Below are 16,309 nucleotides of genomic sequence, written 5' to 3'. Positions count from 1 at the left end.
CTCCTTATCATCGGCAGAGTTACAATCGGAGTGAAAACAGGTTGCCGTTCGGTGGTCAATTGATTAGAAGGATTTTAGAAAACTAAAACCGGTTTTGTTTTTCAAAAAAGATTAAGGCGTAAGCCATTTACATTCGCATCCAGAAATTTAATGTGCATGAGTTTCAAAAAGTAGCCTATCTATTTATTTAGCAATCGAATAACAATAATATACCCAGCCCCAACAGGACTCGAACCATATAAGAGTGTCACTTCACAACGTATTTTTTGATAAACTCAGGTGTCCGCAAATGTTAATAATTGAAACCTTAATTTTTTTCTCCCTCAATTTTAATTCGCGTCACAAGTAACAAACGAGGGTCGCGTTTTAATAAATTAGAGACACGCACCGCATTTCATCCTATTTCTCTGACAGTCTTTAGTATCTGCGCAAAAATTTCCTTAGCTGTACGAGATTCTTTCAAAAAATCACCATCAGGAATTTTAACTAACGCGCCAACTACATCATCTTTTCATATTTTTAAGCTTTGTTCATTCCTAGTATTACATAATTCCGAAAAATGGTCACCTACTTGCCATGATTGCCTTTGCTTTTCTTCGAAACTGGTTTTATGTTTAAAATATTGTCTTTCGGCGCATATTCTCTCAGTTGAAACGTCAATTGATCGTCTTCAGAAATAATTGTTGCTACTAGCTTTTGTTTTTTTGGTTTTTGCATTAAATCGGTAACACGGTGATGTGATTTAATTTCGGTTTTAACATTTTCAGGTAATTGATCGAACATTTCCTGAGAAGTTCGAGGAACATGTAAAAATGAAGTCCCAATAATCGAATCAAGGTTCTTACCCAATTTGTGGTCACTGTATTTCTTGGGCTGTCCTTTTGATTCTCTAAGGCTTATAGCGATTTTAGTACTTTGGGGTAAGTCATCTTCTGTTGAAATTGGAAAATTGGGATTGCCAAGTTCGAAATATCTTCGACCAAAAACCTTGCTGATTTTTTCTGCGGTAAGCAAAACAATGCCCTTCTTGCCGTTAATAATATTAATTATGTCATTCGTGCTGAAATTGATAAGGGTTGCTAAATCACTCTCACTCAAATCAAATTTTTTAAATAAATGCTTAACTGATTGCCGAACTCCATAGGCACATCTAAATTTTCTCCGCTCACAATATTTGTATAAAAAAGTATTTGCTTTTTTCTTAATGTATTTGTATGTTTGAATTATAATAGAAGCGACAAACAGTTGAGACAGGATGACTGTCTCACGCAACGATGTCTCTCACACGAAAACCGCCAAGTTTACCCGTGAGATGAACCGTGAGTTCGCCCGTATGACTGAAATATTTTATCTTCGTAGATAATATATCGGTCGGGCGAGCCCTACGTCAGTCATTTCGGGGGAAGGCTTCATCTTCAATGGTGAAGTTTGGTTACTTGGCGGTACCACGTACGAAATGCAGTAGGGCTCGCCCGTTTGATATTAAACTCCCATTGCATTTGGCAAGAGACTCGTTTCAAACATAAAAAATGATGAAAACGAGAAAAAATAACCAATACCGATGCATGCCAAAAGCCGCCTGGTTCTTTGGTTTTTCTCCTGTTTTCTATTTTTCTGCTTTAACTGATCCGCATTGTCGGTCTGTAATAAAGAACGTACACAAACCCCCTGAGTAATCCTTTTTTGAATTACTTACCGTATGTTATTTTAGGTAATATGTCTTTCAAAAAAATGAAGGTTACATAGGACAGGGGAATGCTAATGTCTCAAAAATAGCCATAATCTTCCTCATTTGCTACCGGAACCGCTAAGTAAATTTAGCGGTACATCGAGAGTTATGTCCGATTGTAACTGGAGTTAATATCAGGCTCTTGGCCATATCACCTAATATCCCATCCGAAATGAACCGACCTTAAAACAAAGTTCCTGGATAATAGCGTGAAGTGGAGGAAAGATGGCCCATGTAAATTACAACTCATTATCAGATTCTGAAGTCTGCCAACGGATTAAACGTTCTGATCATTTCGCCTACACGGAAATTTACCATCGATATTTTGAAGCTGTTTTTCAGCATGCGTTCAGGAAACTGGGAGACGAAGACGTAGCCAGCGACATTGTCCAAGAGGTTTTTGTGAATTTATGGGCAAATCGGGATACTTATAACATTAACATAAATCCGAAAAGCTATTTGTTCACTTCAGTTCGAAACAGAATTTTCAACTTCTGGGCTAAAGAGAACGTCAGAAGCGCATACTGGGACACATTTCGGGAAAACCTGAAAATAGAAGAGCAAATGAATGCCTCTACAGACCATAAGGTCAGGGAGCAACAATTGAAAAACTATATTGAACAGCAGATCCAGGATTTTTCACCGCGGATGAAGGAGATTTTCCAATTAAGCCGCCATGATCAATTATCACATAAGGAAATCGCTGAAAAGTTGGATACCACTGAAGTAAATGTGTCGCGACAAATTAGCAATGCACTAAAAGTGTTGCGCGCCAAGCTTGGAATGATCGCCCTCGCGTGCCTGGCATTTTTAACCTTGTTTTAAGAAGTGGGAGTAGTAGTTCAGCTCAGAGATTTCGGATTGTAAAGCCCTGAGCAAGTGTTGCGTGTTTTTTTCGGTTGTTCGATTCTTCTGCGGTTGAGTTGCATTTATGGAAATCATTTGCCGCAATTGTCAAAGCCAATGACCTTATTGAAAGCGAGCGCCAAATCAACATCGATGAGATTGCATCGGTATTCGACGAACTCATCGCATTGACGAAAGCGGTCGAAGCATTGGTAAACGATCCACCGGGTAAATGCCCGATTTGTAAAAGATCGGAAGAAGTAAATGGTGAAGCGGGGTAATATGATCAATATAATTCTTGCCTACAGCATAGTTGGAAATAGCGATAAGCTGTAATCAAATAAATTTTTGTCCTAATCTTTAAAAATGAAATATGGTAAGTAGCAAGCAGATTGAATTTCTTGACAAAGTCTTTGTTCGGAGACCGTATTTCGAAACTTCATCTTACCGGGTTGATAACCTCAGGGATGTCTTAAAAAACAATGCTTTTAAAAATGCTATTTGGCTTGCATCACCAGAGTTTTTCAATGAGCTTGAAAAAAGAATTTCGACTATCAGTTGCTGAATCCAAAAGAACGGTTAACCGTGCTAAAGTTCTACAATCGGATGAGTTTTAGAGGAACCCCGTTTGGTGCCTTTTCAACTTTTGGGTTAACGAATTGGGATAATAAGGTAATATCTCGAAAAAATTATAGCCAGACTTATACGCTTCATTTGCTCCCGTCTGTACAGCGCGAATTAAAAGATTTGCAATCCAAACCGTTGACAGATGAAATATATATTGCGATTAACCCAACTTTATATAAATTAAGTTTAGGCTGGCGCTACTATCGCTATGAAGAGGATAATAAAGGAAAGCTTTCTTTTCCAGTTTATCTGCTTCAATATGATCCGGTCGATGAATTGTTACTAAATCACCTGAAAGATGGTTCTTTATCATTGGACATTTTGATTAAATACCTGGTTGAACTAACTGATTGTACCCGCGACGAAGGAGCAAATCACATAGCCAGGCTAATCGATGAACAGGTTCTGATGTCGTCAAATACTTTATCACTTTTAACTAATCGTGCTGCAATTAAACATCAGAAGCTAATTTTTGATAACGAACTACGATTATTTGACAAGGATGCTATTATCAAACTGGCGAAGGCCGAAAATGACAACGGTAAGTCGTTTTACGCTGGATTAGAGATGCACAATATCGCCGGCTTATCAGTTGAATGGAAACAAGATATCCTCGAAGCATTGCATATGCTCGACTGTATAGCGCCGATTCCCCCAAAGAATAACCTTGATAAATTCAGGGAGGCATTTGAACAGAAATTCGGTGATCGCAGCGTGCCGCTTTTGGAAGCCCTTGATCCCGACCTGGGGGTTGCTTTTGACAATGATCAGCAACAGGATGAGCACGAGCTGTTAAAAGGCGTGGTATTCAAAGAAGAGCCTAAAAAAATGACCAATTAATCTGGACCCCCGTACATCAGATGCTTACAAAAGTTTGGCTTCAAAATCATAATAGGAGTGCGTGGGAGCCAGTTGTAATAACTTCTTCAGACATTGCCAATCTGCCCGGAAATACATTGCCATTTCCGCCATCAACGAGTGTTTTTTGTTCTTTGTCAGGTGATAAAGTGATATTTCAAAATGTCGGCGGCTCAACCGCAAACGCGTTGACTGGCCGTTTTTCAGCTTTTAGCGAGACATTTGATAGTTTTTGTAAAGAAGTCGCGAGGCTTGAAAAAGAAGCCAATCCTCAAGTTTTGTTTGCAGAAATTGAACAGGTAAGCAACCGCAAGATTGATAACATAAACAGGAGGAAACAAATATACGACCATGTCATCGCGCTTAATACTTTTCCGTCGGAAACAGATATTCTGCCAAAAGATATCGACGTAAAGGTTAGAAAGGATGAAATCATACTGGTACACCGGCCAACGGCAAAGCGTTTAATTTCCCGTTTACCAACAGCGTTTAATTATCATCATAATGAAATGCCGTTATTCCGTTTCCTATGCGCTTTGCAGTATAAATCGATACGGGCCAATTTTGATTTTGATCCTGAAAAGATCTTCCCCGGTCTCAGTTTCTACCCGAGAATAGAATATGGCCGCTGTGTAATTAGTCTTGCCCGATGGTATTTAAAAGACCATGAAGTTACTGGTTTGGCCAAGAGGCCTTTCTCTATCAGCAAGCTGCATTTGTTCTGCCGCGAACGGGGAATTACACCAAAGATATCTGTTGGCAAAGAAGACCAACAGTTGTTCTTTGATCTGTCTAACGACGATGAGGCGGTATTCTTTTTGGAAACCTTAGTTGAACAAACCAATGTTGTATTGACGGAATCATTGGTGAACAATTGTAGGCTGGGAAATAAGGTCGATAAATTCAATTCCCAGTTCATAATATCATTACGCAACCTCGAACAGGTTTATGCACCGTTATCTTTATTGCCCCAGCCTAAGGCTTTGACGCGTGAATTTCTGCCTGGATCGGAATGGGTTTACATGAAAATTTATGCAACGAACCAGAGTGTGGCATACATTTTATCAGACGTTATTTTTCCATGGATCCAGCAAAATAAAAATCGCATTGAGCAGTGGTTCTTTGTTCGTTACTATGATACTGGAAATCATATCAGGCTTCGGTTAAAAACATATTTGACGGAAGTAAAGGATTTGCAATTTGAATTACAATCACTCCTCAACCCTTTTCATAAATCCGGATTGGTTCAAAAGCTACACTTTGATATTTATCAACGTGAGATTGAGCGTTACCATGGCGATTTGATCAGCTATGTTGAACAGGCTTTTTTTAAAGGAAGTGAGATGATAGCTTCGAGGCTTACCGGAAATATGCTGCAAAATCATGACGATACGGTATGGCCAATTGTTCATTGCTATCAAATAGTTTCGGCATTCTTCGATTTTGACTATGATCAAATAAATCAACTGTTTGCCTGGGCTGCAGAAGGTTTTTTAAAGAACATGGTGCCGATAAAGATTTAAAACGATCGATGGATGATCGTTATCGGGAATTACGACCAGATCTGTTTAAAGCCATTGGAGAAGGTCAGGATGAAGAATTCGGGGAGTTAAGCTTAGAAATAAGAAAACTTTCTAAAGAGTCGAAATTTCTAAGCAATCTGGAGCGCCAAAAATTAATTGCTGATATTATTCACATGCAGGTTAATCGAATGTTCACGTGTGATCAGCGCAGGTATGAGACGTTTATATGGCACTGCTTGTCAAAAATTGCGGTCACTATCATGAAAAAGCAGTTATCTATGGATGTTTCAATTATTGACGACCGTTAATGGTTAGTCGTTGCAGACTTGCCATAAAGTGCTCTTTGTATTGTCTGCCTATTGGAATAATCTTTTCGTTCTTTAAATAAACTTGTCCTTTTTCGACGGCCTGAACTTGTGCGAGGTTCACAATATAAGAACGATGAACCCTGGAGAATTGGTTAGCCGGTAACCAGGTCTCGATTTCAGCAAGCTTGTTCATCGCTGTGACCTTATTATTAAGGGTAGTGATATGAATTATGTTGTCATCGCTTTCGACGAAGGTAATATCACTAATGATGATCTGTGCATATTTCCCTTTCGGCTCTGTGCGGACAAAAAAGAAATCGATTGGAGTTTGAGAAGCCGGTTTGTTTGAAGCTTTTTGATTGCGTCAAGAAAACGCTCATAAGAAAAAGGTTTGACCAGGTAGTCCACCGCGGAAAGCTCAAAGGCCTCGGGACCGTAATCCCGGAAAGATGAAGTGATAATGATTTGTGTCTTTAATGTGATCAGCCTTGCAAAGTCCAATCCGTTCATCCCCGGCATTTCGATGTCAAGAAAAGTAACCTGGGGTGCATCGGCTGAATTGTAAATAGGCAAAGCGTCTATGGGATCTGTAAAAGTGGAATGCAGCTCCAAAAATTTCGTTCTTTGAATGTATGCAGAAAGTAAAGTTATAGCAGGTGGTTCGTCATCAATGATCGTTACGTTCATAGGCTAAGTTGATGTTAAGTTCAAGGCTAAACAAGTCATCTGACTCCGTTATGTGAAGCTCATAATTATTGGGGTAAGCGTAATCAAGGCGCCGCCTTGTATTGTCCAGTCCTACGTTGGTGCTTTTTTTATAAGAGTCTCGAGGTTTTGGCACGTTAGTACTTGCGTATTTCAATTTACCCTCCGGATTTACGCTAATCTCAAGGCTTCGGGGCGTTTGTCTAAGATCTCCATGCTTAAACATATTTTCAGTCAGTGTAATTAACACTAGCGGTATAATGGAAAACTCACCGGGTTCTCCGATAAGACTTAAATCCAATTGAACGTTTTTTTCATAGCGAAACGAGCTCAGTTCGATAAGATTTTTCAACTGCGCGATTTCCTTTTTTAAGGGAACCCGACCTTGGGGATCGGTATCCTCATAGCTGAAGTGCATAATATCGGAAAGTAACAGGACCAATTTTGAATCTTCGGGAGAATGGATGTAAACCGAGCTATAGATAGCATTTAACGTGTTAAACAACAAATGAGGATTAATTTGTTGTTTAAGGAAAGCGTTTTGGGCCTCCGCAAATTGAAATTTCAATTCAGTATTATGTTTTTCGATTACAGCATTTTTTAATAAAGCATCAATCGTGTTACGACGAAACCTGCCAAAGTTTATCGCCGACCATAATATTGTTGAAGAGTAAACATACAATAAGGTTCGTTGAAAGTCCAATGCAGCTAATAGCTTCAATTTTTTCCATAGATCTTGTGGCGGAGTGTTGCGATCCATCGTGAAATAATCGAATAATATTTTAAGGGCCGAAACGGTAACTATTTCAAACAAAACCATTATTGCCATCACGAAGTAGCGAAATTCTACCCCATTAAGATATCGATTGAGAATGTAAAAATGCCAGTAAAAAAGACCGATGTTGCATGAATAAAAAAATAAAAACGCGGTAAACGTAGATTTTTGGTGATATATAACTACAACAAAGAAGAGCTCATATATTATGTAAATCAGCCATGATATTAAGTGTAAGAAAAAGTTCCTCCTCATGGTTAAATGGCCTGATTTCTTCATTCCGTTCGTTTTTAATTCATGCGAATAGCCATAGATATTTATTATTCTGAAATTATCAAATCTTTATTAATATTAAAATAAACAATTATGAAAACTGAAAAATTAAAACTGACATCTCCAAAATTTCGCAAAGTGTTTGGCTCAGGTAAGCCACATTTTGGACTATCAACAGAAACTTCTAATACCACTGACCCAACAACTAGCTGTACAACCGTTGGTACTTCAACACACGTTTTTCAAGTCTAAGTAATTACAGAACCAAAATAAGATTGAAAAAACGCACGTCCTGTTGTGTGCATTGCCGGTAAAAACGACATTTTAACGTAGTCAAAATCTTTTACGGTAATTATAAGAGCGGATGAGCTAAGGAAACTTTGCACACCGCTCTTTTCTTATTGTTGTGTATTTGGCAATTAGCTAATTACTCGCAATTTGATATTTTGATGCCGATATATAGAGAATCTCTGATTAGAATAAGCTTCAATGAGTAGCAGTTTATTGGGCAGATATTGAGTAGGTATGGTCTGTTTTCTATGATTTAACAGGTTGTTCACTGTTCCAGAAATGTCTTTTACTTATTAATTAAGCACATCTATCGAATTTGTACTAATATTAAGATAATTATGGAAGCAAATAAGATTAGGTAGCAATGCGTAGGAGTACCCAAGTTACTATGTGTAGCAAATTAACTTAGGTTACCAATAATATTGCTTCCTAGTGGATTGATGATTCTGCCTGTCTTGCTTAATATTATTTCATTTATGCTAAAAAATGAACTTGCAATATTATCACCTACTTTAACCGAAATTCACAATGGAATATCCGGTGCTAATCGCAAGTTTTCAGCGGACTTTAGCAGATTCCTTTCGGAAATTTGTACTCAAACCAGAGAGGCCTGGTCAACTGCAATTTTTTCCGACCACTCGCAAGAAGTGCTCATCCGTTATTTCAATTATCATTTTCGCTTCCTGAACGATTTAATTACTGAAAAAAGCCCAGTATATAATTCAATAGATTTATACGAATTATTTTTATTGTTGGAGCACTTAATGCACCATTACGGCAAATTTTTAGAAAGAACACAGCTCATTGCTATCAGTTTTATTGAGTTTCGAATGAGGTCCGTTCAAACGAAATATGACCAGTTCATCAATCAACTTCATGTTTCGAGAATCGATGAATCTTTTAAGAAGTGTTTGATCGAGTGTCTGTCTCCAATTTATACTGGTTTGCCTGTTGAAGCCTTGAAGTTGTCAGACTTACTGTACCGCGAAGAACTTATTGCTGAACTTAACAGTAAACGTGGCCATTCTGAATTAATGAGCATTGGAAGTTTAATTTCAACCCTAATCTCATATAATTTTAACCACATGAACTTTCTCAAGTACTTAAGAAAAAGTGCTATTGATGAACTTCAAAACCTGCCTCCAGCAGGATTTTCAAAATATTTTGCCGAACTAATATCCCGCGTTCCGGAAGTTAATTTAAATGATACATTTTGTTTTGATGCTAAGTGGCCTCACATTAGTTCTATGTACAAAGATTGGTTAAGTGATTATGGAAAACTTTTGAATCTGACAATGCCACGGGAAGGAGGGAGCACCCCTACGATTAAAGCTCCTTTAACCATTTCCGTAAAACAGCTGGCGTGCATGATCCGAACGTTCTACGCGTCCGGTTTCTATGGTCATATTAGTTTGACAGCAATATTCGATCACGCTGCAACTGTTTTCACTACAAAAAGACAGGAACATATTTCAGCAGAAAGCATAGCAAACGCTTATTACAGCATTTCCCAATCTTCAGCTATAAAAGTAACCCGGATGTTAGGCAGTGGGATTGAATTTCTTAAACCCTACTGTTTCCCTGGGTAGGTTGCAACAAGTCCAAGATACCTTGTTCGGTCAAAAAATCTACTAACTCCCCCAACCAAACATAATTGAAATTTTTATTGGCCAGCAACTCACCAGGTTCTTCATCTATAATATCCTGTAAGGTCGTGAAGCCCATAATTTTGCTACCCTCTTTAAAAAAGATACTTGCAGGTAGATCAATTATTGGCGTTAATAATATCTCTGGTTTTGGGATCATCAATGATTGATTTTGGACTAAAAAGATAAAAATACCGAGCTTCTCGATTTCTCTAGGCTTCTATTACAGTCTGTTACAGGTTTTTTTTGATTCTAGATACATTATTATCAAATATAAGATTTATTTAAAAATATGCCAAATTTGGAATAGAAATTTAACTCGAATTGATTTCTTTTTGTTTTTATGCCTGCCCAGTATAAAGACAAGGAAGCATTAGCGTTGATAAGAGAAAAGCTTTGGGAAAAGGCTAAGGCCAATCGTATTACCTTGGCGGACGTTGAAGATCGCACTGAATTTAGTTATAGCCAGGTTTATCGGATTCTTCGCGGCAAAAACAATTTCTCATACAGCCACCTCATCGCGATCTGTAAAGCTCTTGGGATACAGCCCCGCGATATCTTCGATTTTGACATCTTATTACCAGATTATCCGCCTGTTCGAAAAGATCGCAAAAAAAATCTAGAAGGTAAAATGCTGCGCTCAAAAATCCTGCAATAAAATTTCATTGTCAGATTTGAATAAAGCGTTTGAATTCAAGATCGGAAGTTCTTTTTGAATTCCTTGGAAATTAAATTATAGAATTTTCGCTAAAAGTTCTAAAGAATTCCCAAATTTCGGGTAAGACGCACTTTCTTTCCATTGCATCAATCAAGAAAATAATCTACAGTAAATAGTATTGTTTTTATTGAAGTACTACTTTTTAAGTATCGTGATATTCTGTAAATAAAATTACTCTTCGTTAAATTATTCCAAATTTGGCATATTATTTCAAATAAATCTATTTTTTTAAGAAATAATAATTAATCATGGCTAAACATTTATTTCGTTTGCTTATTATTGTGTTAACTGTTTGTTAAAATAGATATTATTTAGATCGGAATGACAAATTAAATCATGATGGCATGTCTGATTGAACGATAGCTAATTGTACTTAAACCTTTAATAGAGTGTAGATGGTAAAGGAACTTTCGCAGCTCAATAAGTTTATAATAGAATCAGTTAATCCAGACCGACTGGCGAAAATAGAGCTTACAGAAAACGATTTTAAAAGGTGGTCGGAATTTGTCTCCAACATAACTCAAGTTCTAAATGGGTATATTTATTACGAGGTAAATATTCAAAGCGGAAAGATATCCCGTAAACTTCTACCTGTGTTGAACGGGTTAATAGACCTGATCAACAAAACTTGGTCATATTCGCAAAGAAAGAATTTGAAGCGAAACCAAGCTTCACAAAAAGTCATTTCTTTTTATAAATATACGTGTGAACGTCTGGAGAGCCTTTTGTTTAGCTTGCGTAGTCACACGCTATTCAAGCGTTTGCGCGTAACGAATTTCATGCGCGCTGAAGTAAAAATGCGACTTAAAACAATTCACAAGGCCCTGGTTGCAAAGCTGGAAAATATGAGTGATCAAAGTGAGTTGTACTTAATGGTACCCGATTTATACCTTCGACAAATAATCAAAAAGGAATTAACCTGGATTGATGTAAACAATATCACCTATGGTATTACATATCTCTTAAATGCCCGGTTTATCGATCCCGATGGCTTATTTGAAGCACTGATTGCTATTGACTTTGATTTCGTAGAAGTGTTACATTATAGGGTGGGCCTCTGGCGTGCAAGTTTGCTTGACATAATTGATATAAGGAAGCAAATCGAATACCTTGTAACGGAAAGACATAAAATTACCGAAATTGTATTGTTATCAAAGACTGCAGATACGGGAAAAAGCAACCAGTTAGCTGATGACCTCAGTGGTTATCTAAGTGAGCTTGAGCAATTCCTAAAACAAATACTTTCGCTTCAAATATCAGCTGCAAAGGATGTCGCAAATATAAGATCTGCAAGGCGTTTTCCGATTGGGCTTTCTGTACCGCAATTTGGTTTACTTATCAGGTTACAAATAGAACGCGGAATTCTACCCAAAGAAAACCTTTCACAACTGTTCAAATTTTTCACCGATCATTTTTATACGGATAATGCGCCATTTATTTCACCGGAAAGTTTGCAAAAAAATCCACTGACGTTGAATTTTCCACCGCCCAAAAAATGAAAGCGCAGTTGATCGGAATGATCAATTGGCTAAATGCTACCTACAATTTAGCGAATTATAGTTGATTGTCCTGGAATTGTCTGAGCAAGTGGTGTTCTTTAAGAAGGTCAAGCATGCTTACATACCATAGATAAGAGAAGGCCGGATTCTTTTTTAAAGCACGCAGGTTAATAACCATCATATCAGCAATCGTCCGCAAGCCAAGCCGGTCTGCCTGTTCGATAAAAGCAGAGTCCATTCCCAGTTCAGCAAATGTGCTGTTCAATTTGGTAGCTTCAACCATATACTTATCGGAAATAACAGGTTTAATTTCAAAGCAAAAATATAAACAAACAAGTTAACTTTAAGGCTTTTTTTAAAGTGTATAATGAAAGTTTAAAACCGCTAAACTATTGACGGTATATTTTGCACTGGATTTGCCGGTGTACTGGCCAAAGATTGCTTTCAATATCTTGCGCTATAATTGTTTTCTATACCCTTGAAACCTATTGTTTTTTTAACAACCGCACCCTTTTAACGCCACCCTACATTGATGTAAACCAGGAATGCGTCAAGGTGTTCAAGCGCACAATTGACCTTCTCCCTCCATTCTTTTTCATCATCAATTTCATCATAATCTGACCGGTAGTCAAAACCACCGCTGATATCAAACCGGTCAAGATCAATTTCCTACAGGAAGATGAGATCATCTTCTCGACGCTCTCCTTCTTTTGCTTCAGCAAAAATGAGCTTATGATTATCGACTGCGTGTCGGGTTCATTAGGATGAATTCCATTGGCTGTAGCCATTCCCACAAACGCTTTTCTTCATCGCTCATCTGTTGTGGTTCCGGTGGATTAATCAGGGATTGTTCAATGATAGGGGTGAGGATGCTTATTTCCGTTGCTGTGAGCAAACAATTTTGTAACGGATATCAGCCGCCCGAATACATGATTTCTCCCATCGCGATACCATCAATAAAGAACCGAGTTTTCGGCGGCATCTGGCATCATTCGGCAAAAAATATCTATTGCTTTCCGCGCGTCACCAAACGGCGCCCGTAAGGTTAATTGTTCCCTGCCATCCTTCGGGGTCATGAATTCTGGTGCTTCCATCATATAAATAAAGGTAAGGCTTTTTACCAGTTTTCACGCCAGCCAAGATCATACATTATAATTTTTTCATTTTTTTTTGATATAAAAATCAATGCTGATGTAACCTTTTATTAGTGTTATGTAGTTGAAAATAAGTTGTTTATTTGTTATAATAAGGGCCTGGCAGAAAGGGGTGAAATTTAATTTTCACCCCCTTTCCCTGTTTTGGAGTTGTTCATAAACCGTGCTTTGGATCATGAAGCAAACGGAATTAAGTCGTCTATTATCAATGCTTGCCACCCGGAGTGCCGATAGAGCGGTGTCTATGATCGGTGGATTTAAAGCAACGCTTACCCGCGCCGACGCTTATCGTCTTTATGGACGATCAAATGTCGATAGGTGGGTAACAGAAGGGCTTATTCAGACTGCCGGGACTTCTGGTAAATCTTCAAAACAGATTTTTTGCAGAACTGCTTTGGAGCGGGTAGCCGCTTCTAGTAACAGGGTGACTTATACACCTGTGGCGGAACGCTAAACCGGGGGAAAGCCCCGGGATTAAAGTTCTTTGACGTATGGGGATGAAGCATTATTCCGTACCTAACGGAAAATTTTGTGAAGGTGAGGTTGAAAGTATACCAATAACTGAAAGCACATTGGCAGGCGGAGCCCATATCGTAGGATATGACGCGAGTAATCCCAAATAAATAATCGGCACAAGTGAATTGACGGGGTCGTTACCCGGTGCCGGTTCATGGAAATCTCCAGGATACAGTTAGAAAAATTCATGCAGGATGTCGCAGAACTGGCTGCAATAACCACTTTAGTCAAGGCGGGCCTGCTCAAACCATACCTCAAGAAATCTGAAGCATTTAACATCTACGGGAGACGGAATGTTGACCGGTGGTTATCAAACGGGCTTCTGACACCAAGAAAAGACGGCGGTCATTCTGCCGCATGGCGACTCGACCGTGTGGAACTGGAAACTATCGCAAAAGCCACAGCCACCTATCACTATCTCCCGTCCTAAACATTTATATTATGACAGAATTTTTAAACGCAGCAGAGCTGAAAGACCGGGCCTCGCTGGTCGATTTGCTGGCCAGGCTCGGATTTAAGCCAGCACGAAGATCAGGTAAGGAGTATATGTATAAGAGCATGCTCAGGGATGATGATGACACCCCTTCCTTGAGTGTCGATGACAAAATCGGGGCCTGGTATGACCATGGAACCGGCGTTGGCGGTAACATTATTGACTTTGGCCTCAAATACTGGCCTGCCTTATCGTTTAAAAATGTTGTCGCCAAAATCAATGAATTGTTAACCGGCGCTATAGCACCAGCAGAACAGCACAGTGAACGCCGCAGGCGTGCGGATGTCAAGGTTCCCCATTTCGTTGTTGCCGAAGTCAAACCTTTGGGAACGCATCCCGCTATTACCAATTACCTAAAAACAAGGGGCGTATTTGATGCCGCGAAGGATTTAATGAGCGAGGTTTATTACCATGTACAGGGGGTAGTAAACCCAAAGACCTATTTTGCCGCAGGCTGGCAGAATGAAAACGGTAGTTGGGAGGTCCGGAATCGTTATTTTAAGCGTTGCATCGGGTTGAAGGGAATTACCTTTATTGTGGACAATCCCAAGAAACTGGCTGTTTTTGAAGGGGCCATGGATTATCTGACCTGGCGGATCGATAACAGCGAGGATGACCACAGCGCTTTGATATTAAACTCACTTTCACTCATTGGCGCCGGAATCGCCAAGGCAAAACAGTTTCCCCACATCGACATTTTCTTTGACCGGGACGGGCCAGGTTTAAAGGCCACTAAGGAAATGCTTTCCGAATTGCCTTACGCGGAAGACCGCTCCGAAGCCTATCGCGGGTTCAAAGACTACAACGCTATGCTGGTAGCCTTTATCCGCCAGGCGGATGCCATTGAAGCTGCGGAGCGCAGCAATAGTGCCGGAGCTGAGAGTACCCGAACGCAAGCCGTCAGCAGCTGACACAGTGCTAAAGCACTTTTTAAATTGCCCCGGTCAGTTTTGATTTTCTAACGGCAAGATGTCTTTTTGTCGGACAAAAATCCCGTTCCGGTCGATTTTTCTTCCTTCCATAAACATCTTGCCCTCCGGGGGAATGGCAAAACTTCGCAACTCGTTTTTCTTATGGATGATTCCGGAAAGCTTAAGGGGCGGCCCTTACTGGAAAATGGTAAACGGAATAAAAAAATTGATGTCAGGTTTTCCGAAACGGAATATGCCGAGATCCTTGCCATGGAAAAGGAATTTGGGATCGCAAGGGCGAAGCTCATCAGGATGCGGGTACTGAAAGATTCGGGTAAGGTCGTTATTAATTCAAAAGAACTCATCAGCAAACTCGATCAGGTCGCGGGTGAGATCGGGAGATGCGGCAATAACATTAACCAACTGGCGAGGTACAGCAATATTTTGCAGCTGAAAGAAATCCTTGATCCGGAGGTTAGCATTAAATTCAATGAGTTATTGGTTGAATATATCGGCATTCAGGCTTCAGTTGAAATAGCCTTGCGCAAAGTCATCCGGCTGATGGGAAAATGATGACCCTTGTTCGCTTAGCGTATTTTATTAGTGAGTTGATATAGATCTATAACGCTAACTATATAACACCATAGCTAAATGTGCCGGTTCTGCGGTTATAAAGTTATCCTGATTGATAGCGTCTCGATTATTCGTTTAGATTGTTATTGTGCTGCTGACGTATATTGAAACAGTGTTTCCACGCTACCGGGTGATTTGATTATATGGTTCCATTGCTCTGGGGTTATTCTGATAGCAGGTTGCATAGTTATGGTGTTATATAGAAAGATCGCCTGATCGTTATACAGCTCAGTGGCTGTTAAGATCCATAGTTGTATAATAATATAAATCTCAAGTTATTCCGAAACATTGCTATGGTGATATTCGAACATATCAAATGTCCCCTTCATCGTTATACCTTTCGCGCAGCACCAATCCGATCCTGGGTGGAGCGCCATTGCCAAGGCAGGGTGCTCAATTTATTTGCCGGCAAGACATTACTGAATGTGGATGAGGTACGATGACCTTGATCCGGATATGCCAGCAGAGTTCCATCTCGATGCCCTGCAATTCCTGAAAACCTGGAATGGCAAAAAGTTCGGAACCGTTGTTTTGGACCCGCCATATGCCTACCGCAAAAGCATGGAATTATATAATGGCCACATATGCAGTCCGTTCCGGCAATTGAAGGATGCCATTTGCCCGGTTATTGAACCGGGAGGCCTTGTGATCACCTTTGGCTATCATTCCATAGTGATGGGACAGGGCCGGAAATTTTACCTGGAACATGTAGCATTATTCAGCCACGGAGGTGCCATTCATGATACGATTGCCTGTGTCGAACGATATAATCCCGGGAGCCTTGGATGAAATTTAACGACAGTT

General features: G+C 39.5%; 19 protein-coding genes and 1 pseudogene. 13 read left to right on the top strand and 7 right to left on the bottom strand.

Going from position 1 to position 16,309, the window contains the following annotated elements; all coding sequences use genetic code 11:
• Positions 1-567: 567 nt before the first annotated feature.
• Positions 568-1,098 (bottom strand): hypothetical protein, encoded by a 531-nt coding sequence (locus ACRQ5D_RS34275; protein WP_432328141.1) that lies wholly within the window; start codon positions 1,096-1,098, stop codon positions 568-570.
• 856 nt (positions 1,099-1,954) lie between these two features.
• On the opposite strand from ACRQ5D_RS34275, the gene ACRQ5D_RS34270 reads away from it, so the two are divergent.
• The 4 genes and pseudogenes from ACRQ5D_RS34270 to ACRQ5D_RS34255 all read left to right on the top strand — a co-directional run bounded on the left by ACRQ5D_RS34270 (position 1,955) and on the right by ACRQ5D_RS34255 (position 5,891).
• Complete coding sequence (locus ACRQ5D_RS34270; RefSeq protein ID WP_432328140.1) at positions 1,955-2,554, top strand: RNA polymerase sigma factor; 600 nt, start codon at positions 1,955-1,957, stop codon at positions 2,552-2,554.
• A gap of 74 nt (positions 2,555-2,628) precedes the next feature.
• Positions 2,629-2,856 carry a hypothetical protein gene (locus ACRQ5D_RS34265; RefSeq protein WP_432328138.1) on the top strand — a complete coding sequence of 76 codons (228 nt, stop codon included), beginning with the start codon at positions 2,629-2,631 and terminating at the stop codon, positions 2,854-2,856.
• A gap of 325 nt (positions 2,857-3,181) precedes the next feature.
• Positions 3,182-4,042 (top strand): lantibiotic dehydratase, encoded by an 861-nt coding sequence (locus tag ACRQ5D_RS34260; protein ID WP_432328136.1) that lies wholly within the window; start codon positions 3,182-3,184, stop codon positions 4,040-4,042.
• Positions 4,042-5,891: pseudogene (locus ACRQ5D_RS34255) on the top strand (thiopeptide-type bacteriocin biosynthesis protein). Before ACRQ5D_RS34260 ends, ACRQ5D_RS34255 begins: the two are co-directional and overlap by 1 nt.
• Here ACRQ5D_RS34255 and ACRQ5D_RS34250 read toward each other — a convergent pair.
• From ACRQ5D_RS34250 to ACRQ5D_RS34240, 3 genes are read right to left on the bottom strand one after another with little or no spacing between them, the layout of a single operon-like run.
• Positions 5,875-6,114, bottom strand: coding sequence for a LytR/AlgR family response regulator transcription factor (locus ACRQ5D_RS34250; RefSeq protein WP_432329958.1), 240 nt, complete (start codon positions 6,112-6,114; stop codon positions 5,875-5,877). The pseudogene ACRQ5D_RS34255 and the gene ACRQ5D_RS34250 sit on opposite strands and share 17 nt — an antisense overlap.
• Before the next feature lie 5 nt (positions 6,115-6,119).
• Entirely contained in the window at positions 6,120-6,578 is a 459-nt protein-coding gene (locus ACRQ5D_RS34245) for a LytR/AlgR family response regulator transcription factor (protein ID WP_432328134.1), read from the bottom strand.
• The gene (locus ACRQ5D_RS34240; protein WP_432328132.1) at positions 6,559-7,356 is read right to left on the bottom strand and encodes a sensor histidine kinase; all 798 of its coding nucleotides are present in this window, start codon (positions 7,354-7,356) and stop codon (positions 6,559-6,561) included. The genes ACRQ5D_RS34245 and ACRQ5D_RS34240 overlap by 20 nt, the downstream gene beginning before the upstream one ends.
• 381 nt (positions 7,357-7,737) lie before the next feature.
• Here ACRQ5D_RS34240 and ACRQ5D_RS34235 point away from each other — a divergent pair, with 381 nt between their 5' ends.
• Together ACRQ5D_RS34235 and ACRQ5D_RS34230 are read left to right on the top strand one after the other, a co-directional pair.
• Positions 7,738-7,896, top strand: a complete 159-nt coding sequence (locus ACRQ5D_RS34235) for a hypothetical protein (RefSeq protein ID WP_432328131.1) — start codon at positions 7,738-7,740, stop codon at positions 7,894-7,896.
• Positions 7,897-8,411: 515 nt separating this feature from the next.
• Complete coding sequence (locus ACRQ5D_RS34230) at positions 8,412-9,524, top strand: hypothetical protein (protein ID WP_432328129.1); 1,113 nt, start codon at positions 8,412-8,414, stop codon at positions 9,522-9,524.
• Here the strand turns inward: ACRQ5D_RS34230 and ACRQ5D_RS34225 are convergent.
• Entirely contained in the window at positions 9,499-9,741 is a 243-nt protein-coding gene (locus ACRQ5D_RS34225) for a hypothetical protein (protein WP_432328127.1), read from the bottom strand. The two genes, ACRQ5D_RS34230 and ACRQ5D_RS34225, sit on opposite strands and share 26 nt — an antisense overlap.
• A gap of 183 nt (positions 9,742-9,924) precedes the next feature.
• On the opposite strand from ACRQ5D_RS34225, the gene ACRQ5D_RS34220 reads away from it, so the two are divergent.
• Together ACRQ5D_RS34220 and ACRQ5D_RS34215 are read left to right on the top strand one after the other, a co-directional pair.
• Positions 9,925-10,239 (top strand): helix-turn-helix domain-containing protein, encoded by a 315-nt coding sequence (locus ACRQ5D_RS34220; protein ID WP_432328125.1) that lies wholly within the window; start codon positions 9,925-9,927, stop codon positions 10,237-10,239.
• Between the two features lie 455 nt (positions 10,240-10,694).
• Positions 10,695-11,798 carry a hypothetical protein gene (locus ACRQ5D_RS34215; protein WP_432328123.1) on the top strand — a complete coding sequence of 368 codons (1,104 nt, stop codon included), beginning with the start codon at positions 10,695-10,697 and terminating at the stop codon, positions 11,796-11,798.
• Positions 11,799-11,853: 55 nt separating this feature from the next.
• Here the strand turns inward: ACRQ5D_RS34215 and ACRQ5D_RS34210 are convergent, their stop codons facing one another.
• Both ACRQ5D_RS34210 and ACRQ5D_RS34205 read right to left on the bottom strand, forming a co-directional pair.
• Positions 11,854-12,081 carry a hypothetical protein gene (locus ACRQ5D_RS34210; RefSeq protein WP_432328120.1) on the bottom strand — a complete coding sequence of 76 codons (228 nt, stop codon included), beginning with the start codon at positions 12,079-12,081 and terminating at the stop codon, positions 11,854-11,856.
• 670 nt (positions 12,082-12,751) lie between these two features.
• On the bottom strand, positions 12,752-12,895 hold the full coding sequence (locus tag ACRQ5D_RS34205) for a hypothetical protein (protein WP_432328118.1): 144 nt from the start codon (positions 12,893-12,895) through the stop codon (positions 12,752-12,754).
• Positions 12,896-13,127: 232 nt separating this feature from the next.
• On the opposite strand from ACRQ5D_RS34205, the gene ACRQ5D_RS34200 reads away from it, so the two are divergent.
• The 5 genes from ACRQ5D_RS34200 (at position 13,128) to ACRQ5D_RS34180 (ending at position 16,294) form a co-directional block, all read left to right on the top strand.
• Positions 13,128-13,406 carry a hypothetical protein gene (locus tag ACRQ5D_RS34200; protein WP_432328116.1) on the top strand — a complete coding sequence of 93 codons (279 nt, stop codon included), beginning with the start codon at positions 13,128-13,130 and terminating at the stop codon, positions 13,404-13,406.
• Positions 13,407-13,622: 216 nt separating this feature from the next.
• The gene (locus tag ACRQ5D_RS34195; RefSeq protein WP_432328114.1) at positions 13,623-13,898 is read left to right on the top strand and encodes a hypothetical protein; all 276 of its coding nucleotides are present in this window, start codon (positions 13,623-13,625) and stop codon (positions 13,896-13,898) included.
• A gap of 11 nt (positions 13,899-13,909) precedes the next feature.
• Positions 13,910-14,872, top strand: a complete 963-nt coding sequence (locus ACRQ5D_RS34190) for a toprim domain-containing protein (RefSeq protein WP_432328112.1) — start codon at positions 13,910-13,912, stop codon at positions 14,870-14,872.
• Positions 14,873-15,034: 162 nt separating this feature from the next.
• Complete coding sequence (locus ACRQ5D_RS34185) at positions 15,035-15,445, top strand: plasmid mobilization protein (RefSeq protein WP_432328110.1); 411 nt, start codon at positions 15,035-15,037, stop codon at positions 15,443-15,445.
• Positions 15,446-15,934: 489 nt separating this feature from the next.
• Complete coding sequence (locus ACRQ5D_RS34180; protein ID WP_432328109.1) at positions 15,935-16,294, top strand: hypothetical protein; 360 nt, start codon at positions 15,935-15,937, stop codon at positions 16,292-16,294.
• The last annotated feature ends 15 nt before the right edge of the window (positions 16,295-16,309 follow it).

Origin of the sequence: Mucilaginibacter sp. P25 (assembly GCF_050859465.1) — a bacterium.
GTDB lineage: Bacteria > Bacteroidota > Bacteroidia > Sphingobacteriales > Sphingobacteriaceae > Mucilaginibacter > Mucilaginibacter gossypii.
Note: the sequence above shows the minus strand (reverse complement) of the source record. Positions and strands in the feature narration are given on the sequence as shown.